At 63.0% G+C, this 21,542-nt stretch carries 21 protein-coding genes and 1 pseudogene; 4 read left to right on the top strand and 18 right to left on the bottom strand.

Translation table 11 applies throughout. The features are described 5' to 3' along the window. Positions 1–8 precede the first annotated feature (8 nt). From trpA to asd, 7 genes are all read right to left on the bottom strand, one after another. The gene (gene trpA, locus EVC45_RS29675) at positions 9–821 is read right to left on the bottom strand and encodes a tryptophan synthase subunit alpha (RefSeq protein WP_129961757.1); all 813 of its coding nucleotides are present in this window, start codon (positions 819–821) and stop codon (positions 9–11) included. An 80-nt stretch (positions 822–901) separates the two neighbouring features. Beyond that, a complete protein-coding gene (locus EVC45_RS29680) occupies positions 902–1,816 on the bottom strand; it encodes a site-specific DNA-methyltransferase (RefSeq protein ID WP_129961758.1) in 915 nt (304 codons plus the stop codon). A 9-nt stretch (positions 1,817–1,825) separates the two neighbouring features. Then, positions 1,826–3,019: a tryptophan synthase subunit beta gene (trpB, locus tag EVC45_RS29685; RefSeq protein WP_129961759.1), complete on the bottom strand. Its 1,194-nt coding sequence runs from the start codon at positions 3,017–3,019 to the stop codon at positions 1,826–1,828. Positions 3,020–3,079: 60 nt separating this feature from the next. After that, on the bottom strand, positions 3,080–3,790 hold the full coding sequence (locus tag EVC45_RS29690) for a phosphoribosylanthranilate isomerase (RefSeq protein WP_129961774.1): 711 nt from the start codon (positions 3,788–3,790) through the stop codon (positions 3,080–3,082). Then, entirely contained in the window at positions 3,787–4,599 is an 813-nt protein-coding gene (gene truA / locus EVC45_RS29695; RefSeq protein ID WP_129961760.1) for a tRNA pseudouridine(38-40) synthase TruA, read from the bottom strand. The genes EVC45_RS29690 and truA overlap by 4 nt, the downstream gene beginning before the upstream one ends. Further along, a complete protein-coding gene (locus tag EVC45_RS29700) occupies positions 4,596–7,217 on the bottom strand; it encodes a FimV/HubP family polar landmark protein (protein WP_129961761.1) in 2,622 nt (873 codons plus the stop codon). Before EVC45_RS29700 ends, truA begins: the two co-directional genes overlap by 4 nt. A gap of 139 nt (positions 7,218–7,356) precedes the next feature. After that, the gene (gene asd, locus EVC45_RS29705; protein WP_129961762.1) at positions 7,357–8,478 is read right to left on the bottom strand and encodes an aspartate-semialdehyde dehydrogenase; all 1,122 of its coding nucleotides are present in this window, start codon (positions 8,476–8,478) and stop codon (positions 7,357–7,359) included. Between asd and EVC45_RS45800 the strand changes: the two genes are divergently transcribed. Further along, on the top strand, positions 8,477–8,674 hold the full coding sequence (locus EVC45_RS45800) for a hypothetical protein (protein ID WP_168991556.1): 198 nt from the start codon (positions 8,477–8,479) through the stop codon (positions 8,672–8,674). The genes asd and EVC45_RS45800 overlap by 2 nt on opposite strands. A gap of 162 nt (positions 8,675–8,836) precedes the next feature. On the opposite strand, the gene leuB is transcribed toward EVC45_RS45800, so the two are convergent. The 11 genes from leuB to EVC45_RS29760 form a co-directional block, all read right to left on the bottom strand. Next, the gene (leuB, locus tag EVC45_RS29710; protein WP_129961763.1) at positions 8,837–9,904 is read right to left on the bottom strand and encodes a 3-isopropylmalate dehydrogenase; all 1,068 of its coding nucleotides are present in this window, start codon (positions 9,902–9,904) and stop codon (positions 8,837–8,839) included. 89 nt (positions 9,905–9,993) lie between these two features. Further along, the gene (leuD, locus tag EVC45_RS29715; protein ID WP_018424120.1) at positions 9,994–10,647 is read right to left on the bottom strand and encodes a 3-isopropylmalate dehydratase small subunit; all 654 of its coding nucleotides are present in this window, start codon (positions 10,645–10,647) and stop codon (positions 9,994–9,996) included. A gap of 83 nt (positions 10,648–10,730) precedes the next feature. Next, complete coding sequence (locus EVC45_RS29720; protein ID WP_129961764.1) at positions 10,731–10,889, bottom strand: entericidin A/B family lipoprotein; 159 nt, start codon at positions 10,887–10,889, stop codon at positions 10,731–10,733. A 5-nt stretch (positions 10,890–10,894) separates the two neighbouring features. Continuing rightward, on the bottom strand, positions 10,895–12,304 hold the full coding sequence (leuC, locus tag EVC45_RS29725; protein ID WP_129961765.1) for a 3-isopropylmalate dehydratase large subunit: 1,410 nt from the start codon (positions 12,302–12,304) through the stop codon (positions 10,895–10,897). Positions 12,305–12,622: 318 nt separating this feature from the next. Continuing rightward, positions 12,623–13,924 carry a citrate synthase gene (gene gltA / locus EVC45_RS29730; RefSeq protein WP_129961766.1) on the bottom strand — a complete coding sequence of 434 codons (1,302 nt, stop codon included), beginning with the start codon at positions 13,922–13,924 and terminating at the stop codon, positions 12,623–12,625. A gap of 72 nt (positions 13,925–13,996) precedes the next feature. Continuing rightward, the gene (locus EVC45_RS29735; protein WP_018424116.1) at positions 13,997–14,269 is read right to left on the bottom strand and encodes a succinate dehydrogenase assembly factor 2; all 273 of its coding nucleotides are present in this window, start codon (positions 14,267–14,269) and stop codon (positions 13,997–13,999) included. Between the two features lie 84 nt (positions 14,270–14,353). Next, positions 14,354–15,058 carry a succinate dehydrogenase iron-sulfur subunit gene (locus EVC45_RS29740; protein WP_129961767.1) on the bottom strand — a complete coding sequence of 235 codons (705 nt, stop codon included), beginning with the start codon at positions 15,056–15,058 and terminating at the stop codon, positions 14,354–14,356. Between the two features lie 26 nt (positions 15,059–15,084). Then, positions 15,085–16,860 (bottom strand): succinate dehydrogenase flavoprotein subunit, encoded by a 1,776-nt coding sequence (gene sdhA / locus EVC45_RS29745; protein WP_129961768.1) that lies wholly within the window; start codon positions 16,858–16,860, stop codon positions 15,085–15,087. Between the two features lie 4 nt (positions 16,861–16,864). Next, positions 16,865–17,233, bottom strand: a complete 369-nt coding sequence (gene sdhD, locus EVC45_RS29750) for a succinate dehydrogenase, hydrophobic membrane anchor protein (RefSeq protein ID WP_129961769.1) — start codon at positions 17,231–17,233, stop codon at positions 16,865–16,867. A 3-nt stretch (positions 17,234–17,236) separates the two neighbouring features. Beyond that, entirely contained in the window at positions 17,237–17,653 is a 417-nt protein-coding gene (sdhC, locus tag EVC45_RS29755) for a succinate dehydrogenase, cytochrome b556 subunit (protein ID WP_129961770.1), read from the bottom strand. A 156-nt stretch (positions 17,654–17,809) separates the two neighbouring features. Further along, entirely contained in the window at positions 17,810–18,610 is an 801-nt protein-coding gene (locus EVC45_RS29760; RefSeq protein WP_129961771.1) for a GntR family transcriptional regulator, read from the bottom strand. A gap of 540 nt (positions 18,611–19,150) precedes the next feature. Between EVC45_RS29760 and EVC45_RS29765 the strand changes: the two genes are divergently transcribed. The 3 genes and pseudogenes from EVC45_RS29765 to EVC45_RS29775 form a co-directional block, all read left to right on the top strand. Further along, complete coding sequence (locus EVC45_RS29765) at positions 19,151–20,134, top strand: malate dehydrogenase (protein ID WP_062128179.1); 984 nt, start codon at positions 19,151–19,153, stop codon at positions 20,132–20,134. Positions 20,135–20,325: 191 nt separating this feature from the next. After that, positions 20,326–21,330 (top strand): CoA ester lyase, encoded by a 1,005-nt coding sequence (locus tag EVC45_RS29770; RefSeq protein WP_129961772.1) that lies wholly within the window; start codon positions 20,326–20,328, stop codon positions 21,328–21,330. 66 nt (positions 21,331–21,396) lie between these two features. Further along, positions 21,397–21,542, top strand: a pseudogene (locus EVC45_RS29775) (2-methylcitrate synthase); the annotation flags it as partial.

Here is a 21,542-nt window from a genome sequence, read left to right on the forward strand (position 1 = left end):
AATAACTGTTATCGGGCTGTAGCGACGCTATCGAGCGCCTCGCGCACTTCGGCAACGAAACGCGTGAGCGTCTCGGCAGCGGTGTCGGGCGCTGCCTGTTCGAGCAATTGAACGATACGACTGCCGATCACGACGGCATCGGCCACCTCGCCCACCGCACGCGCCGTTTGCGCATCGCGAATGCCGAAACCGACGCCCACCGGCAGGGGAACGCGAGACTTGATGGCCGGGATTTTACTCGCGATGCTGGAAACGTCCAGATTTGCGGCGCCGGTGACCCCTTTCAGCGACACATAGTAGACGTAGCCGCTGGCGATCCGGCCGACTTCGGCGATCCGTTCGTCGGTTGAAGTCGGCGCAAGCAAAAAGATCGGATCAATACCGGCAGATTGCATCTGTTCGGCGAAGTTGGCGCACTCTTCAGGCGGATAGTCGACTACCAGTACGCCATCGACACCGGCTTCCTGCGCGGCTTTCGCGAAGGCCTCGGCGCCCATCCGCTCGATCGGATTCGCATAGCCCATCAGCACGACGGGGGTTTTGTCGTCGGTTTCGCGGAAGCGTTTGACGTCGGCCAGCACGCGGCGCAGCGTCACGCCCTTCGCGAGCGCACGTTCAGACGACTGCTGGATCACCGGGCCGTCGGCCATCGGGTCGGAAAACGGCACGCCAAGCTCGATCACATCGGCGCCGCCGGCGGCGAGCGCGTGCATGAATTCGACCGTGCGGGCCGGGTCCGGATCGCCAGCGGTCATGAACGGGATCAAGCCCTTCTTACCCTGGGCGGACAGCGCGGCAAACGTGTTCTTGATACGGGACATGGAAGTATTCTCGAGTTAGGGCTACTGCGCACGCATCGCAGCGCGCTGTTCAGCGAACTTAACAGCGCATTTCGCGCTTTTCACTGCACTTCGGTCGAAGGCTGCACTTTCGGCTTAGCTCGGGTCCGACGCGGCGCAGCAGGCGTAGCGGCGGCGCTGACGCGCTCGCGCGCTATCGCGCAATAGCTCTCGTTGATCTCATAGCCGACGAATTCGCGCTGATGACGGACGCAAGCGACTGCGGTGGTGCCGCTGCCCATGAACGGGTCGAGCACGCGACCGCCCTTCGGGCAGCTGGACAGCACCATCCGCTCGACGATTTCCAGAGGTTTCTGGGTCGGGTGCGCAACGCGTTCGGCATGCTGCCGATGCAGACGCGAGACCGACCAGACATCCTTCGGATTATAGCCAAGCTCCAACCACTTGCTTCCTTCGAACAACTTTCGCGAACGCGCCTTCTTCGTGACTGCATCGTACGGGATGCGGACGGGATCGAGATCGAAGAAATAGTCCTTCGACACCGCGAAGAAACCGATGTTGTCGTGCACCGACGTGAAGCGGCGTGTGGTGCCGCCCATGCTCGGGACGCGCCGGTCCCAGATGATTTCGTTGACCATCGTGAGTTTCGTCTTCAGGAAACTGAAGATTTCCGGCGCGTACTGCCAGGTGCAGAAAATGTAGAGCGAACCCGTCGGCTTGAGCTTCGGCACGGCAAGCTCGAGCCAGCCACGCGTCCAGACGAGAAATTCCTCGCCCGTGCGCATGTCCGAGTCGTTGCCATAGTCCTTGCCCAGTCCATACGGCGGATCACAGACGATCAGGTCGATCGACCCGTCGGGAATGTTCGCTACATCGGTCAGAAAATCGCGGTTCAACAGCTGAATGCCGGCCGGCACCTGAGCCAATACTGGCGCACATGCCTCGGCCACCGATATTTCGGTGCCCGGATTCGCGGTTTCAATTGCCGGCTGCGGCTCGTCGAACTCGTCACGCATCGTTGCGGCTCAGAACTGGATGCCCGATCGCTCGGCGACCGTGTGCATGTCCTTGTCGCCGCGGCCCGACAGGTTGACCAGCAGAATCTTGTCTTTCGACAAGGTCGGCGCGAGCTTCGTAGCGTACGAGAGCGCGTGGCTCGACTCCAGCGCAGGAATAATGCCCTCGATGCGACAGCAATCGTGGAACGCCTTCAGCGCTTCTTCGTCGGTGATGCCGACGTATTGCGCGCGATTGCTCTCTTTTAGCCACGCATGCTCGGGACCGACGCCCGGATAGTCGAGACCTGCCGACACCGAATGCGTCTCGATGATCTGGCCGTCTTCGTCCTGCAGCAGATACGTACGGTTGCCGTGCAACACCCCAGGGCTACCGCCGATCAGCGATGCCGCATGACGACCCGTTTCGATGCCGTCGCCGGCTGCTTCCACGCCGATCAACTGCACGGACTTGTCGTCGATATACGGATAAAAGATCCCCATCGCATTCGAACCGCCGCCAACACACGCGATCACGGCATCCGGCTGACGACCGGCGAGTTCGGGCATCTGCTCGCGGCATTCGTCGCCGATCACACGCTGGAAGTCGCGCACCATCATCGGATACGGATGCGGACCCGCGACCGTGCCGATGATGTAGAACGTGTTTTCGACGTTGGTGACCCAGTCGCGCATCGCTTCGTTCAGCGCGTCCTTCAGCGTGCGCGAGCCCGATTCGACCGGCACGACCGTCGCGCCGAGCAGTTTCATGCGATAGACGTTGGCGGCCTGGCGGCGCACGTCCTCGGCGCCCATGTAGACCACGCATTCCATACCGAAACGGGCGCAGATCGTCGCCGTGGCCACGCCGTGCTGACCGGCGCCGGTTTCCGCGATCACGCGCGGCTTGCCCATGCGCTTGGCGAGCAGCGCCTGGCCGATCACGTTGTTGATCTTGTGCGCGCCGGTGTGATTCAGGTCTTCGCGCTTCAGATAAATCTGCGCGCCGCCGAGCAATTCGCTCCAGCGCTGTGCGTGATAAATCGGCGACGGGCGACCCACGAAATACTTCAGTTCGCGCTCGTATTCGGCGACGAATTCCGGGTCTTTCTGATATTTCTCGTACGCTTCACGCAGCTCGTCGAGTGCGGAAAACAGCGTTTCAGCGACGAACACGCCGCCAAACTGGCCGAAGTGGCCTCTTTCGTCAGGCAAGTTATACATGATGATCACTCTTCTCAGGATGGCTCGCGGCTTTCATCGGAAAGCGCCCGCGAGCCTGAATCATTCAGCGTCCGCGGCGCGCACCGCGCGTACGAACGCCGCCATCCGGGCGTGATCCTTCACGCCCCGGGCGCCCGGCACTTCGATGCCGCTCGAGACATCGACCGCGTACGGGCGCACGCGATGGATCGCATCACTGACGTTTTGCGTGTTCAACCCACCACTCAAAACGGCCCGATGCGCGAGCTCTGCTGGAATAAGTGACCAATCGAAAACCTTCCCGCCGCCGCCGTAGCCTTCGACATGGGTGTCGAACAGAAGACCACTGGCTGCTGAATAGTTGAAGGCCGATTTTACCAAATCGGCCGGTCGAGTATCCGCCGCCACCCTTAACGCACGCAACCAAGGCAAACCCGCAACGCCGGCGAGCGACTCGCACTGCTCCGGCGTCTCGTCGCCATGGAACTGCAATAGCGTCAGGTTCACGTTGCTCGCAACTTCGTGGACCCATTCCGCGGTCGCGTTGACGAACAGACCGACGACCGACACGAAGGGCGGCACATCGTGCACGAGTTCGACCGCTTGCGCGACGCTGACCGAGCGCGGGCTCGGCGGATAGAACACGAGGCCGATCGCGTCGGCGCCGAGGTCGATCGCGTGCGCGATGTCGGCGGGTTTCGACAGTCCGCACAGCTTGATGCGCGTGCGGTGCGGCACGCTTTGCGAGGCGGTGGCGTCGGCCTGGTCGGCGGGGTTCTCTGTTGCTTTCATGTTTCCGGTTGTTCGGTCCATACGCTGCTCCACGGCACGCTGCCCGTCGCCGGGTCGGGCACGCCGAATTGCTCAGGATAGCCCACTTGCGCGAGATACAGGCCGTCGGGCATGAAGGTCGGTGCCGCGCAATCGCGGCTGCGGCTCGCGAGCACCTCGGCCATCCACGCGGCCGGGCGGCGGCCGCTGCCGATTTCGATCAGACAGCCCATCACGTTGCGCACCATGTGATGCAGGAACGCGTTCGCGCGGAAGCGGAAATGCACGAAGTTACCTTGCCGTTTGACGTCGATCTGGTACAGATGCTTGAACGGCGTCTTCGATTGGCATTGCGACGAACGAAACGCCGAGAAGTCATGCTCGCCGATCAGGTGCTCGGCGGCCGAGCGCATCGCGTCGACGTCGAGCGGCGTGTGCACCCAACCGGCGCGCGTCGTGAGCATCGGCGAGCGAACCGGACTGACGTACAGCATGTAGTAATAGGTGCGCTCGAATGCCGAAAACCGCGCATGAAAATCGTCGGGCATCGGCTTGGCCCATTGCACGCCGATCGTCTTCGGCAAAAACGCGTTCGGGCCACGCACCCAGGAGATGTCGACGCGATCGAGTTCGGTGTCGAAATGCACGACCTGGCCCAAGCCATGCACACCGCGGTCGGTGCGGCCGGCTACGATCGTCTGTACGGGCGTGCGCGTGAATTCGCGCAACGCCCCTTCGAGCTCGTCCTGCACCGTGTTGCCATGCGGCTGCGACTGCCATCCGGCGAACGCGGCGCCGTCGTACTGCACGCCCAATGCGATGCGCTTCACGACAGCGGAGCGAGAGTCGAAAGCAACGCGCGGGCTTCGGTGCGCGTAGCTGGATCGTTGGCTTCGATTACTTCGTTGATCAGCGCGCGGGCGCCCGCCAGATCGCCGAGCTCGATGTACTCGGAGGCCAATTCCAGCTTGTTGCGCGCGATGCGGCCGAGATCGGCCGGCGTGAAGGCCGGCAACGGCTGCGCCGGGCTCGGCGGCAACTCGAGGTCGAAGTCGAGCTTCAGCGCGCCGAAGCCGGCCGCGCCGAGACCCGCGACGGCGCCGTGGCCTGCTGTTCCGGCGGCGATCTGGTCGGCGATGTGCGACGCGTCGTCGTCCGCGTCGTGGACGCCGAAGGCCTGCTGCGCGGTCGTATCGGGCGATGCGACCGGTTGCGTCGACAGCGACGTGAAACGCTCTGCTTCGCCGAAAGTGGGTACCTCGATGCGCGGCGGCAGCGGCATGTTCAGGCTGCCAAACGCGTCGACGGCGTCGCGCGGAAATTCGGTCGGTGCGAACGGTGCGGGTTGCGCCGGCACGGGGATGTCGCCCAACGGCTGACCGAACGACGTGGTGGCGCGCGGTCCGATCTGGTGTTGCGTGAAATCGATCACTGGGGGTGGAACGTTCAAGGGGGACTGCGGTTCGGCCGTCGCGGTGTGCGGTGCGGTCGAGGGCGTTTCTGCTGGGCTTGGACTCGGGGATGTGGTCGCGCCGGTCGCTTTATCTGTCGTCGGGCTTTCTGTGGATGCCTCGTCCCATTGCAGGTGATGCGTGTTCTCGTCCTGCGTCGCGCCGGCGACCGGTTCGAGCGGTCCCAGCGGCAATGCGTCCGCGCCGAGCTCTGCAGCGGCGGCGAGATTGGCGGCCGTGGCTGCGGAGCGCAGTGTCTCGTCGTGGACCGGTGCGAGCGCCGGTGGTTCAGTGGGCGGTTCGCTTGCGCTGAATGGCGGGATGCTGGCGAGTGGCGCCGTCGGTGCGGTGGGTTCGGGCGTGCCGCCTTGCTGTGCCGCCTGCTCCTCTGCCGTGCGCTCGGATGCGACGCTTTCTGCTGATGCGCGTTCCGCTTCCGCACGTTCTGCGGAGGTGTGTGCTGCTGCTTGTTCGGTGGCGGCTTGCTCGGCTGCTGCGCGTTCCGCCGCGGCTCGCTCCTCGGCCGCAGCCCGCTCTTCCGCGCCTCGCTCGGCTGCTGCATTTTCCGCCGCAACTTGCTCGGCTGCTGCCCTTTGTGTCGCCGCGTGTTCCGCCGCTGCCTCCTCCGCCGCGCGCTCCGCAGCTGCCCGCTCCGCCGCCGCGCTTTCTGCCGCTGCCTGCTCGGCTGCCGCACGTTCCGCAGCCGCATGCTCTGCGGCTGCCGCCGCTGCCGCCACTGCCGCCTGCCGCGCAACCTCTTGATCTCGCGCGTCCGCTCCTTCCGTGATCGCCGCCTGCCCTGTCACCGCGCTGCCATCGCGGGAATCGGCCTCACTCACCGATCTCGCCATTTCCCCATCAGTTGCCTCGGCGGCCCGCGCCGCAGCTTCCTTTTCGCGCTTGCGGCGACCCATGCGCATAGCAGCGAGCAGAACGATCAGTGCTGCGCCCACCGCCGCGGCGATGCTCAGATCGCGCTGAGACATGCCGCCCTGATTCGACGGCGACGTCACTACATTCGCGTGCTGCGGTGCCACTGGCACGGTTGCCGCGGAACCTGCCGCTGCCGGCTGCGCAGCGCTCGTCGGCGTTGGGGCCGAAGCGACCGACGCCCCGCCGATGCCGTGCTTCTGCAACTCCATCAGCACGCGGTTTTTCAGCGCCAGCAATTGCTGCAGACTCGACACCTGCGGATGCGGCTGCGAAGCCGCCTGCGCGGCTGTGCTCGCCGCCGACGGCGCTTGCCCAGCAGGCGCGCTCGCCGACGGTTGAACCGATCCCGCCGATTCCTGCGTGCCACTCGACGCCACGGGCGCCGAACCGGCCACTGGCGCGGACGAAACCAGGCCGCCCGCCGCGGCGCCCGTCGATACCGCCGCGCTGGCCGCGCCTGAGACCGCGGATGCGGCTGCTGACGTCGTCGCTTCAGCCGCAGCGCTCGCCGCACTCGCGGCAACGGCGTTGACCTGCGCGACTGCGCCCGCCGTGCTGGCGGCAGCCGCCGCCGAAGCGGAAGCAGGCGCCGCCGCCGTTGAGTCCGATGCCCCGGCCGTGACCCCAGTCGACGATGCCGCCAGGGCTCCTGACGCATCGAGCGCCGGCACGATCAGCACCGCTCCCACACGCACCCGGCTCGGATCGTGATTCATGAACGCGTTCGGATTCGTATCGAACAATGCGTGCGTCGCGCGCGCGAGTACCGCCCGGTCATGCGACTGCGTGATAGCGATCGCGACGTCGTTCAGCGACTGCCCTGCGTGTACCGTGTATTGAGTGCCCGCGGCGATAGCAACGACAGCGGTAGCGGAACTGACAGCGGAAGCGGCATCCGGCGCGCTCGTAGTGCTGGCCGGCGCGGCCAGCGCATTGCCTGCGCCACCGCAGAGCAGCGCGAGGGCGAAAGCCGCACTAGCGGCCAACGCCGCCGGACGGCTGATGAATCGCAACTTCTCGTGACGAATGGACATAGCCCGAAGAGCGGAGCGTCGAAAGTTCATCGGGACTCCTGGCGCGTCAGCGCGCAGCCTTTTTTTGCGAGTGGAAAGAGACAAGATGATCGGAGCACACAATGAAAAAAGCGCCGCGCAAGCGCGACGCTTCTTGAGTAGTCTACGCGTCGTAAGCGCGTAGTTTACTTCACTTGTCGAGCACAATGCGAAGCATACGACGCAGCGGTTCAGCCGCACCCCACAGCAGCTGATCGCCTACCGTGAAGGCCGACAGATATTCGCCGCCCATCGCGAGCTTGCGCACGCGTCCGACCGGCACCGTCAGCGTACCGGTGACGACCGCCGGCGACAGATCGCGCATCGACGCTTCGCGCTCGTTCGGCACGACCTTGACCCAGTCGTTGCCCGACGCGAGGATGCTGTTCACTTCGTCGAGCGGCACGTCCTTGTTCAGCTTGATCGTGAGCGCCTGCGAGTGGCAGCGCATTGCGCCGATCCGCACACACAGACCGTCGACCGGAATCGAACCCGGCGTGCCCATGGCCGGCTTGCCGAGAATCTTGTTGGTTTCCGCGCCGCCTTTCCACTCTTCCTTCGACATGCCGTTGCCGAGATCCTTGTCGATCCACGGAATCAGCGAGCCCGCGAGCGGCACGCCGAAGTTGTCGGTCGGCATGCTGTCGCTGTTCATCGCTTCGAGCACGCGGCGGTCGATGTCGAGAATCGCCGAAGCAGGGTCGGCCAGTTCGTTCTTCACCGCGCCGTGCAGCGTCCCCATCTGCGACAGCAGTTCGCGCATGTTCTGCGCGCCCGCGCCCGATGCGGCCTGGTAAGTCATGGCCGTCATCCAGTCGACGAGGTTTTCGCGGAACAGACCGCCCAGCGCCATCAGCATCAGGCTGACCGTGCAGTTGCCGCCGATGAAGTTCTTCTGACCTTTGACGAGCGCGTTCTTGATTACGTCGAGATTGACCGGGTCGAGAATGATGACCGCGTCGTCCTTCATGCGCAGCGACGATGCCGCGTCGATCCAGTAGCCGTTCCAGCCTGCCGCGCGCAGCTTCGGGAACACTTCGTTCGTGTAGTCACCGCCCTGGCACGAGATGATCGCGTCGCACTTCTTCAGGTCTTCGATGCTTGTCGCATCTTTGAGCTTGGTCTCGTTTTTGGCGAACGACGGCGCGTTGCCGCCCGCGTTGCTGGTGCTGAAAAACACCGGTTCGATCAAGTCGAAATCGCCTTCCTGCTGCATGCGTTGCATCAGGACGCTGCCGACCATGCCGCGCCAACCTACGAGACCTACGTTCATGACTTCATACCCTTCGAATGGAAACTTCCCCGCATCTTTGCCCGCAGTGACCGCGCGGGGAAGATGGGCGGGCACGACGGACGATCAGCGCTTCGTGATCGTTTTCGGGGTAATGGTTTTGATGGTAATGGCGAACTCGATCGCACGGGCCGTTGTGCCGTGCAATTTGGAAATCGAGGAGATTTGGGAGATCTGAGCCATCACAGCAATATACACGAAAACGGAAAACTGGCGGCGTCCTTCGCCGTATGACGCGCGAATCGGCCTGTTTCAGGGCCAATTCGCACTTTAAAGGCCAATATTTGATGACCTGACTACCGCGTGCGCCCGCCCTGCAAGCGCACGCGTTACACGCGTTTTACAGCGCGGCCACGACGGCATCGCCCATCGCGGCGGTGCCGACCTGCTTGCAACCCGGGGTAAGAATGTCGCCGGTGCGGTAGCCCTGTTCGAGCACCTTCTTCACCGCGCTTTCGATGCGATCGGCCTGCTCCGCCTTATTCAGCGAATAGCGCAGCATCATTGCGGCGGAGAGGATCGTGGCGAGCGGATTCGCAACGCCCTTGCCGGCGATATCCGGCGCGGAACCGTGCGACGGCTCGTACAAGCCCTTGTTGTTCTTGTCGAGCGACGCCGACGGCAGCATGCCGATCGAGCCGGTCAGCATGGCCGCCTCGTCGGACAGGATGTCGCCGAACATGTTGCCGGTCACGATCACGTCGAACGACTTCGGTGCCTTCACGAGCTGCATCGCGGCATTGTCGACGTACATGTGCGACAGTTCGACGTCCGCATATTCCTTCGACACGTCGATCATCACGTCCTTCCAGAACTGCGACGTTTCGAGCACGTTGGCTTTATCGACCGACGTCAGCTTCTTGCCGCGCTTTTGTGCCGCCTGGAACGCGACGTGCGCGATGCGGCGCACTTCGGGTTCCGAATAGCGCATCGTGTCGAAACCTTCCTTCGCGCCGGCGAACAGGCCGTCCGGCGACGAACGCACGCCGCGCGGCGCGCCGAAGTAGATGTCGCCGTTCAGCTCGCGCACGATCAGGATGTCGAGACCCGAAACGATCTCTTCCTTCAGCGACGACGCACCCGTGAGTTGCGGATAGCAGATCGCCGGACGGAAGTTCGCGAACAGCTCCAGGTGCTTGCGCAGACCGAGAATCGCCTGCTCGGGGCGCAACGCGCGTTCGAGCTTGTCGTATTTCCAGTCGCCGACCGCGCCGAACAGGATCGCGTCGGCTTCCTTCGCGAGCGCAAGCGTCGAGTCGGGCAACGGGTGGCCCTTCGCTTCGTAGCCCGCGCCACCGACCGGCGCTTCTTCGAGTTCGAACTTCTCGCCGAGCACGTTCAGGACCTTGACGGCCTCCTTGACGATTTCGGGACCGATGCCGTCGCCCGGCAACACTGCGATCTTCATGCGAATTCCTTGATGATTTGTTCAGGTCTTTCTGGCGCAAACCGACGCGGGCGCACGGACCTCAGGCCCCTACGCCCTCACGGGTTCGCTTAACGGACGAGGCGATTGTTCAGCCACGGTTGCTTCGCGAGACGCTCCGCCTCGAACTGGCGGATCTTGTCCGCGTGACGCAGCGTGAGGCCGATGTCGTCGAAACCGTTCAGCAGGCAGTACTTGCGGAACGCCGCGACTTCGAACGGATATTCGGTGCCACCGTCGGCCGTGCGCACGACTTGCGCTTCGAGGTCGATCGTCAGCTCGAAGCCGTTGAACGCATACGTTTCGTTGAACAGATGATCGACCTGCTGTTCGGTCAGCACGATCGGCAGGACGCCGTTCTTGAAGCAGTTGTTGTAGAAGATATCGGCGAAGCTCGGTGCGATCAGCGCGCGAAAGCCATACTGCTGCAACGCCCACGGCGCGTGTTCGCGCGAGCTGCCGCAGCCGAAATTCTTGCGTGCCAGCAGCACCGAAGCGCCCTGGTAGCGCGGCTGGTTCAGCACGAAGTCCGGATTCAGCGGACGCTTCGAGTTGTCCTGACCCGGTTCGCCGTGGTCGAGGTAGCGCCATTCGTCGAACGCATTCGGACCGAAACCCGTACGCTTGATCGACTTCAGGAACTGCTTCGGGATGATCGCGTCCGTGTCGACGTTCTCGCGATCGAGCGGCGCCACGACGCCGGTATGTACGATGAATTTATCCATGACGCTTGCGCCTGTTCAGGACCGGGCGATGCGACTGGCGGTTGGAAACCCCCGCCGCATCGCCGGCAAAAATCAAAAACCGCTTATTTCTCAGCGTGATTGCTGATCGAATTGCCGAGGTGCGACATGTCCTCGCCGAATCCGTGCACCGTGTTGCAGCCGGCCAGACCGAGCAGAAACCCGGCGAGCGTGCCGAGTGCGAAGCGGCGCAAAAGAGTGATGCGATTCATGTTCTTCATCATGCGATTTATCCAAGCTTGCGAATGTCGACGAAATGCCCTTCGATGGCTGCAGCCGCGGCCATTGCGGGGCTCACCAGGTGCGTGCGGCCACCGGCGCCCTGACGACCTTCGAAGTTCCGGTTCGACGTGGACGCGCAGCGCTCGCCCGGCTCGAGCCGGTCGGCGTTCATGGCGAGACACATCGAGCAGCCCGGCTCGCGCCATTCGAAACCCGCGTCGGTAAAGACCTTGTCGAGGCCTTCACGCTCCGCCTGCGCCTTCACGAGACCCGAACCCGGCACGACCATCGCCAGACGGATGTTCGGCGCGACGCGGCGGCCGAGCTTCTTCACGACGTAAGCCGCGGCGCGAATGTCTTCGATGCGCGCGTTGGTGCACGACCCGATGAAGATTTTATCCGGCTTGATCGACTCGATCGGCGCGTTCGGCTCGAGCGCCATGTACTTGAGCGCGCGCTCCATCGCGTCGCGCTTGACCGGGTCCTTCTCGCGCTCCGGATCCGGCACGCGGCCGTCGACTGGCGTGACCATTTCCGGCGACGTACCCCAGGTGACCTGCGGCACGATTTCGGCTGCGTTCAGTTCGACCACGCGGTCGAAATGTGCACCGTCGTCCGACTTGAACTGCTTCCAATACTCGACCGCGTGATCCCACTCGACGCCCTGCGGCGAGAACGGACGGCCTTTCAGGTATTCGACCGTGGTGTCGTCGACGGCGACCATGCCGGCGCGCGCGCCCGCTTCGATCGCCATGTTGCACACCGTCATGCGACCTTCCATCGTCAGCGAACGGATCGTCGAGCCGCCGAATTCGATCGCATAGCCGGTGCCGCCGGCGGTGCCGATCTTGCCGATGATCGCGAGCACGATGTCCTTCGCCGTACAGCCGCGCGGCAACTGGCCCTCGACCTTCACGAGCATGTTCTTGCTCTTTTTCTGCAGCAGCGTTTGCGTGGCCAGCACGTGCTCGACTTCCGACGTGCCGATGCCGTGCGCGAGCGCGCCGAACGCGCCGTGGGTGGACGTGTGCGAGTCGCCGCAGACAATCGTCATACCCGGCAGCGTGGCGCCCTGCTCCGGTCCGATGATGTGGACGATGCCCTGACGCAGGTCGTTCATCTTGAACTGCGTGATGCCGTAGGCGTCGCAGTTCGTGTCGAGCGTGTCGACCTGCAGCTTCGAGACCGGATCGGCGATGCCGTGGCTGCGGTCCGTGGTCGGCACGTTGTGGTCGGACACGGCCAGGTTCGCGCTGATGCGCCACACCGGACGCTCGGCCATCTTCAGGCCTTCGAACGCCTGCGGGCTGGTCACTTCATGCAGCAGATGACGGTCGATATAGAGAATCGTGGTGCCGTCGTCTTCCGTGTGGACCACGTGCGTGTTCCACAATTTGTCGTAGAGAGTCTGTGCCATGGTATGCGGGGTAGTAATGACTGCGGGCTGACTGTGTCGATCGATTATGCCACGCTGAGCACCGCGATGGGCTGCTCAACCGTCGGAAAAACCGATAAAAAACATGGAGTTGGCTGGTAGTGGCGATACCTGTATCGAGGTTACCCGGCAAACGTGAAGGCCAGCGACGCCGTTGCGGCGCATGCGCGACCCACAGCGGCCGCGGAAATGAAAACGCCCCAACGGTAGACCCGTTGAGGCGTTTGATTCATTCCGATTTCGCGTGTGTGCGCGGCACGAATGCCGCGACGACGCGCGAATATGGATGCCGATCAGCGATTAGCGCTGAGCGATCGGCTTCGCTTCACGCAGCGTCTCGCCGATGAACAGCTGACGCGGACGACCGATCTTCTGCTCGGGATCGGCGATCATTTCGTTCCACTGCGCGATCCAGCCGACCGTACGTGCCATCGCGAAGATACACGTGAACATCGACGTCGGAATGCCCAGCGCGCGCTGCACGATACCCGAGTAGAAGTCGACGTTCGGGTACAGCTTGCGCGACACGAAGTATTCGTCTTCGAGTGCGATCTTTTCCAGCGCCATTGCAAGCTTGAACAACGGGTCGTCGTGCAGGCCCAGTTCTTCGAGCACTTCGTGGCAGGTTTCGCGCATCAGCTTCGCGCGCGGATCGTAGTTCTTGTACACGCGGTGGCCAAAGCCCATCAGCTTCACGCCCGAATTCTTGTCCTTCACCTGCTTGATGAACTCAGGAATGTTGTCGACCGAGCCGATTTCTTCCAGCATGTTCAGCGCGGCTTCGTTCGCGCCGCCGTGCGCCGGGCCCCACAGACACGCGATACCCGCTGCGATACACGCGAACGGATTCGCACCCGACGAACCGGCCAGACGCACGGTCGACGTCGATGCGTTCTGCTCGTGGTCCGCGTGCAGGATCAGGATGCGGTCGAGCGCGCGCACCAGCACGTCGTTGACCTTGTACTCTTCGCACGGGTTCGAGAACATCATGCGCATGAAATTCGCGCTGTACGACAGGTCGTTCTTCGGATACACGAACGGCTGGCCGATGCTGTACTTGTACGCCATTGCGACCAGCGTGGGCAGCTTCGCGATCATACGGATCGCCGACACTTCGCGGTGATGCGGATTATTGATGTCGAGTGAGTCGTGATAGAACGCCGACAGCGCGCCGACCGCGGCGACCAGAATCGCCATCGGGTGCGCATCGCGGCGGAAGCCGCGGAAGAAGAACTGCATCTGCTCGTGCACCATCGTGTGGTTCGTAACGGTGTGCACGAACTCGGCCTTCTGCTTCTGGTTCGGCAGCTCGCCGTTCAGCAGCAGGTAGCAGGTTTCGAGGAAGTCGGCGTTTTGCGCGAGGTTGTCGATCGCGTAGCCGCGGTAGAGCAGTTCGCCCTTGTCGCCGTCGATGTAGGTGATCGCCGAATTGCACGCCGCCGTTGACATGAAGCCCGGGTCGTACGTGAATTTGCCGGTCTGGCCGTACAGTTTGCGAATGTCGATTACATCCGGGCCAATCGTGCCCTTGTAAATCGGCATTTCGACGCTCGGCGAATTGTCGCTGAACGATAGCGTGGCTTTAACATCTGACGGGGTCATAGCACATCCTCAATCGAAGTATGGATACAGGGTTTCGATAATTGCACGCCTGGAACAACGGACTGGCGGCGCTCAAGCGTTGCGCAGCAACTCCAGAACCCGGACCACGTCCGGGTCGGCTAGATCGCCTTCTGGTTCCTTGCGCGCGAGTAGCAAGTCCATCAGGTCGTTATCGCTCAGCTCGAGCAGGCGCGTGAGTGCGCCCACGTCGGCATCGCTGAGGTCATGCTCATATCGGCTGAAAAAACGCTCGAAAATCAGGTCGTTTTCCAGCAGGCCCCGACGGGCGCGCCAGCGAAGACGCGCGCGGCGGAGAGGGTCGGACTGATGCGATGTTTCGGTCATGTCGGTACACCCCGCGCCGTGCCCAGCCGCACGGACCGCCCTCTTGGGGGCGGCCCACGCCAGGGAGCGCGGGGCTCATTGATACTAGACAGCTCGGCGAACCATCAATTCCTTGATCTTGCCGATTGCCTTGGTCGGGTTCAGGCCCTTCGGGCAAACGTCGACACAGTTCATGATCGTGTGGCAACGGAACAGACGATACGGGTCTTCCAGGTTGTCGAGGCGCTCGCCGGTTGCCTGGTCGCGGCTATCCGCGATGAAGCGGTAGGCCTGCAGCAGACCGGCCGGGCCGACGAACTTGTCCGGATTCCACCAGAAGCTCGGGCACGACGTCGAGCAGCTCGCGCACAGAATACATTCGTACAGGCCGTCGAGCTCGTCGCGTTCTTCCGGCGACTGCAGACGTTCCTTTTCCGGCGGCGGCGTATCGTTGATCAGGTACGGCTTGATCGAGTGATACTGGTTGAAGAACTGCGTGAAGTCGCAGATCAGGTCACGCACGACGGGCAGGCCCGGCAGCGGACGCAGCACGATCTTCTGCGGCAGGTCGTTCAGGTTCGTCAGGCACGCGAGGCCGTTCTTGCCGTTGATGTTCATTGCGTCCGAACCGCACACGCCTTCACGGCACGAGCGGCGGAACGACAGCGTTTCGTCGAGCGCCTTCAGCTTGACGAGCGCGTCGAGCAGCATGCGTTCGTGCGAGTCGATTTCGACTTCATACGTTTGCATGCGCGGTGCGGCGTCCTTGTCCGGATCGTAGCGGTAGATTTCAAATGTACGCTTGGCCATTTCTCTGAATTCCTTTGACTTGTGCCTTAGAAGGTACGCGCTTTCGGCGGAACCGATTCGACGGTCAGCGGCTTCATGTGAACCGGCTTGTAGTCGAGGCGATCGCCTTCGCTGAACCACAACGTATGGCGCAGCCAGTTTTCGTCGTCGCGATGTTCGAAGTCGTTTTGCGCGTGCGCGCCACGGCTTTCCTTACGCGCTTCGGCGGAGACCATCGTGGCGCGTGCCACTTCGATCAGGTTCGCCACTTCCAGCGCCTCGACACGGGCCGTGTTGAAGACCTTCGACTTGTCCTTCAGATGGATGTTGTCGACGCGTGCCGCCACTTCGCGGATGGCTTCGACGCCTTCGGCCAGCAGTGCGGACGTACGGAACACGCCAGCGTGCTTCTGCATCGTGCCGCGGATGTCGTTCGCGACGGACTGTGCGTACTCGCCCGACGACGAGTTATCGAGCTTCGCCAGACGCGACAGCGCGAAGTCGGCTGCATCTGCCGGCAACGGCTTGTGTTCCTTCAGTTCCTTCACATGCTTGACGATGTGGTTGCCGGCAGCACGGCCGAACACCACGAGGTCGAGCAGCGAGTTCGTGCCGAGACGGTTCGCGCCGTGCACCGACACGCACGAGCATTCGCCCACGGCGTAGAAGCCATTGACGACTTCTTCGTGACCGCGCGGCGTACCGACGACCTGACCGTTGATGTTGGTCGGAATACCGCCCATCTGGTAGTGGATGGTCGGCACGACCGGGATCGGCTCTTTAATGCAGTCGACGTTCGCGAACTTCATCGCGATCTCGCGGATCGACGGCAGACGCTTCATGATCGTCTCGGCGCCGATGTGCGACAGGTCGAGCAGCACGTGATCCTTGTTCGGACCCACGCCGCGGCCTTCCTTGATTTCCTGGTCCATCGAACGCGAAACGAAGTCGCGCGGCGCCAGATCCTTCAGCGTCGGCGCGTAGCGCTCCATGAAACGCTCGCCGTTCGAGTTACGCAGAATACCGCCTTCGCCGCGCACGCCTTCGGTGATCAGCACGCCCGCGCCGGCTACGCCGGTCGGGTGGAATTGCCAGAATTCCATGTCCTGCAGCGCGATGCCCGAACGGGCCGCCATGCCGAGGCCGTCACCGGTGTTGATGAACGCGTTGGTCGATGCCGCGAAGATCCGGCCCGCGCCGCCCGTGGCGAACAGCGTGGTCTTGCCTTCGAGGATGTAGACGTCGCCGGTTTCCATTTCCAGCGCGGTCACACCGAGCACGTCGCCGTCGGCGTCGCGGATCAGGTCCAGCGCCATCCATTCGACGAAGAATTGCGTCTTGGCAGCAACGTTCTGCTGGTACAGCGTGTGCAGCAGCGCGTGACCGGTACGGTCAGCGGCCGCGCAGGCGCGTTGCACCGGCTTCTCGCCGTAGTTCGCGGTGTGGCCACCGAACGGGCGCTGATAGATCGTGCCGTCGGCGTTACGATCGAACGGCATGCCCATGTGTTCGAGTTCGTAGACGGCGTTCGGTGCTTCACGGCACATGAACTCGATCGCGTCCTGGTCGCCGAGCCAGTCGGAGCCCTTGATCGTGTCGTAGAAGTGGTAGTGCCAGTTGTCTTCGCTCATGTTGCCGAGCGAAGCGCCGATGCCGCCCTGGGCCGCGACCGTGTGCGAACGCGTCGGAAACACCTTGGACAGCACACAGACCGACAGACCGGCGCGCGCCAGTTGCAGCGACGCGCGCATCCCCGAGCCGCCCGCGCCGACGATGACCACGTCAAACTTGCGACGCGGCAGAGAATTCTTGATTGCAACCATGCTTTTATACTCTCCAGAGAATCTGCGCAGCGTAGCCCGCACATGCGAGCAGCCAGAGGATCGTCAGCGCCTGCAGGACGAGACGCGTGCCAACGGGCTTCACGTAATCCATCCAGATGTCACGGATACCAACCCATGCGTGGTAGAACAGCGAGAGCAGCGTGACGAAGGTGGCGAGCTTCATCCACTGCGTCGCGAAGATCGACGCCCAGCCGTCGTACGAGAAGTCGCGCGCGAGGAAGAACCACGCGAGCAGAATCACCGTATAGACCGCCATCACGCAGGCGGTGACGCGTTGCGCGAGCCAGTCGCGCAGACCGTAATGCGCGCCGACGACGAGACGCTTCGAACCGATTCGGTTATTGGCTGACATTTTTTAGAATGCTCCGAACAGTTTTGCCGCGAATGCGATGGTGAGCAGCGACGATACGACGATCACGACGACGGAGGTCGACTTGCCCTTCTCTTTCGACACCGCATCATGATTCGTATCCATCACGAGGTGACGGATACCGGCGCAGAAGTGGAACAGGAAAGCCCACGCGAGAACCAGCGTGATCAGCTTGACGATGATGTTGGAGAGGAAACCCTTGAAGACTTCGAAGCTCAGTTCGGAGGTCAGGCTCTGATCGAAGAGGAACAGCAGGAACGGAAGGAAGAGAAACAACAGGGCACCGCTCACGCGATGCAGAATCGACACGCGCCCCGCCAGCGGGAGACGGTATGCCGTCAATATTTGCCCAATACCGATGTTCCGGAATTCCGGCCTCGGTTTTTTTACGGCTTCTGCCATGCTAGACCCCTACTATGTAGTCACACTAATCCGCAATTTTAGCGCCTTTTTATATCGCGCTGCAGCGAAACCACCGTGGGTCCTTTGCTGCGCGCGCATTGAAAGCGCCCTCCGATCGGCACGCGTGTGGGACGCCGCGCCTCGCTCCAACCTGATTCAGCTCAGATCGTTTTGATAGTAGTACCCGGTTGTGACATACCAACCTCGTCGGACTTCGACCGGCCGGTCCCCATAGGTATAGGACACGCGCTCGACCGAGAGCAACGGAAAACCCGCTGGCACCTGCAGCAGGTCCGCCACGGAAGGCTCCGCCGCGACCGCGCGGATTTTTTCCGTCGCGCGAATCATGCGGGTGCCGAATTCCGCCTCGAACATCGCGTAGAGAGGACCCTTGTACTCCGACAGCCGTTCGAGCGTGAGCCCGCGGAACACGGCGCCGGGCAGCCAGATCTCGTCGAGCACGGTGACTTCGCCGTCGAACTGCAGCAAACGCTTGATCAGCACGACCGGATCGGCCGGCTTCAGATCGAGCTGCCGGGCGATTTCCGCCGATGCGCGCAGGCGCCGGCATTCGAGCAGACGGCTCACGTGCGGATGCTCGGCGCCGTCGTCGGCGAGCAATCTCAGGAAGCGGAACTGCGCGCGTTCCTCGTTGTGCGTCGCAACGAAGGTGCCCTTGCCCTGGCGGCGCACCAGCAGGTTGTCGGCGGCGAGTTCGTCGATCGCCTTGCGCACGGTGCCCTGGCTCACTTTGAAACGCGCGGCCAGTTCGACTTCACTAGGAATGATCTCGCCCGGCTTCCATTCGCCGCTTTCGAGGCTCTGCGTAATCAAGCCTTTGATCTGCTGATACAAAGGGCTGAAAGTAGGCGACGCGGCGGGAGAAACAGCGGATACACCTTCGCCCGCGGCCCCCTGGCCATTCGGGTTCACAGGATTCGCCGGGTTCGAATTCATGCGCGCATTTCATCACAAAGGGCTGGGGGACGTCTAGGGTTTTCCCGTCGATAGATATGTCTTATATAAGACATAAGATACTGTTGACTTTGTCTGTTTCGACTCCTACACTCCTTGTCGAGCAAGGGTTTGCGGGTTTTTGCGGCGGCTGTCTGATGCAGTGCCGCAACGCTCCGGCAGCCACTCTGCACCATGCCGTCCCCTACGCAGTCCTGGTTTCGATTCGCCGCCATCCGTTGCATTCGCGCGCTGTATCCGTGTTGCACCCGCTGGCCAGACGCTTGCCGAAACGCGCTGTGCGCAGGAGCCCGCAGCGTGCAGTTGCGGCCCCGGCCCGGCGTGAGATCGGGTCCATTCCTTCCCGCTCGGCAGTACAGGTTTCCGGCACGGCGGTCTTGCCGCAGCGCGCCGCCCGGGCTCGGCATATTCCGAGCCCGCACGCGAACAGTGAATTCCGCCGTGTTTCATAACGCTTCGCTGAACGCGCATATAGAATGGCGTTTTCCCTAGCGTCTAACGCATCGTCCTGGAGATTTCTCAATGGCTAAGCCCGCAAAGCGCGTTGCCGTCACCGGCGCCGCAGGTCAAATCGCTTACTCCCTGTTGTTCCGCATCGCCAATGGCGACCTGCTCGGCAAGGACCAGCCGGTGATCCTGCAACTGCTCGATCTGCCGCAAGCGCAAGCCGCCGTCAAAGGCGTCGTGATGGAACTGGATGATTGCGCATTCCCGCTGCTGTCGGGCGTCGTGATCACCGACGACCCGAAGGTCGCGTTCAAGGACGCCGACATTGCACTGCTCGTCGGCGCGCGTCCGCGTTCGAAGGGCATGGAGCGTAAGGACCTGCTGTCGGCCAACGCCGAAATCTTCACGGTTCAGGGCAAGGCACTGAACGACGTCGCCAGCCGCGACGTGAAGGTGCTGGTGGTCGGCAACCCGGCCAACACGAACGCGTACATCGCGATGAAGTCGGCACCGGATCTGCCGAAGAAGAACTTCACCGCAATGCTGCGTCTGGACCACAACCGCGCGCTGTCCCAACTGGCCGCCAAGTCGGGCAAGCCGGTCGCGTCGATCGAAAAGCTCGCCGTGTGGGGCAACCACTCGCCGACCATGTACCCGGACTTCCGCGTCGCCACGGCTGAAGGTCAGGACCTGACCAAGCTGATCAACGACGAAGAATGGAACCGCAACACGTTCATCCCGACGGTCGGCAAGCGCGGCGCGGCGATCATCGAAGCGCGCGGCCTGTCGTCGGCGGCATCGGCGGCCAACGCTGCGATCGACCACGTGCGCGACTGGGTGCTCGGCACGAACGGCAAGTGGGTCACGATGGGCATCCCGTCGGACGGCTCGTACGGCATCCCCGAAGACATCATCTACGGCGTGCCGGTGACTTGCGAAAACGGCGAGTACAAGCGCGTCGAAGGTCTGGCAATCGACGCGTTCTCGCGCGAAAAGATGGACGGCACGCTGCAGGAACTGCTGGAAGAGCGCGAAGGCGTTCAGCACCTGCTCGGCTAAGCAGCCTATGCGGATGAACCGGAACTCCGAAGCGTCAGCGCGGCGGGTTCCGGTTTTTTTCGTGCGAATGGCTGTGCGATCATCGTCATTCGCCTCTGATTCGAACGTGCTTTGCCGGTGCCCGACGGCGCTCTCGCAGAGCACGACCGAATCCGACATTCCTATTCCTCACCACGCCCTACACGCCGAAGATGCGCGTTCTCACACCCGCCGAAGTGCTGTTTGAGGGCGAAGCGCCGCCCGCCGTGCTGCCTGCCTGCGATCACTACGCGGGCAGTGAAAAACTGATGCTGAAGTCGCTCGCGTTACAGCAGCAACTCGGCCCGGTGTTTGATATCACGCTCGATTGCGAAGACGGCGCGCAGGTCGGCCGCGAGGCCGAGCACGCGGAACTGGTCGCATCGCTGCTGGGCAGCGAGCATGACCGCTTCGGCCGCGTCGGCGTGCGCATCCACGACTTCGCTCACGCGCACTGGCGCGACGACGTGCGCCTGATTCTGCGTGCCGCAAAGCGCGCACCCGCTTACATCACGCTGCCAAAAATCCGCAACGTCCACGATGCCGCCGAAATGATCGCGTTCATCGAAGCGACGCGGCGCGAACTCGGCATCGCGCAGCCGGTGCCGGTGCAGTTGCTGGTCGAAACCCACGGCGCGCTCACGCGCGTGTTCGAACTGGCCGCGCTGCCGGGCGTCGAGGCGCTGAGCTTCGGCCTGATGGACTTCGTCTCCGCGCACGACGGCGCGATCCCCGACACCGCGATGCGCTCCCCGGGCCAGTTCGATCATCCGCTCGTGCGGCGAGCAAAGCTCGAGATTTCGGCGGCCTGCCATGCGTACGGCAAGGTGCCGTCGCACAACGTCAGCACCGAAGTGCGCGACATGAGCGTGGTCGCGAACGACGCGCAGCGAGCCCGCAACGAGTTCGGCTACACGCGCATGTGGAGCATCCATCCGGCGCAGATCGAGGCGATCGTCGCCGCTTTCGCGCCACGCGACGAAGAAATCGCGACGGCCACCGAAATCCTGCTGGCCGCGCAGTCCGCGCATTGGGGCCCGACGCGTCACGGCGATACACTGCACGACCGGGCGAGCTACCGCTATTACTGGTCGGTGCTGCGCCGCGCGCAGACCACCGGCCGCGCTGTTCCGCAAGAAGCCGCGCCGCTTTTTGCGCAAGTGGGCGCTAACGGATAGCCGGCGACATAAGCGACGCGTTTTTCAAACGGCAGCGGTGAGCCGGCACAAAGGAGAAGGCGGAAGATGAGCGAGACGACACAAGCCGCTGGCGCAACGGGCGGCAACCAGACGCAAAGCGGCTTCAAGCCGAAAAAATCCGTCGCGCTGTCCGGCGTGACCGCGGGCAACACCGCGCTGTGCACGGTCGGCAAGACCGGCAACGATCTGCA

The sequence above is a fragment of the Paraburkholderia sp. UYCP14C genome (assembly GCF_004197395.1).
Lineage (GTDB): Bacteria > Pseudomonadota > Gammaproteobacteria > Burkholderiales > Burkholderiaceae > Paraburkholderia.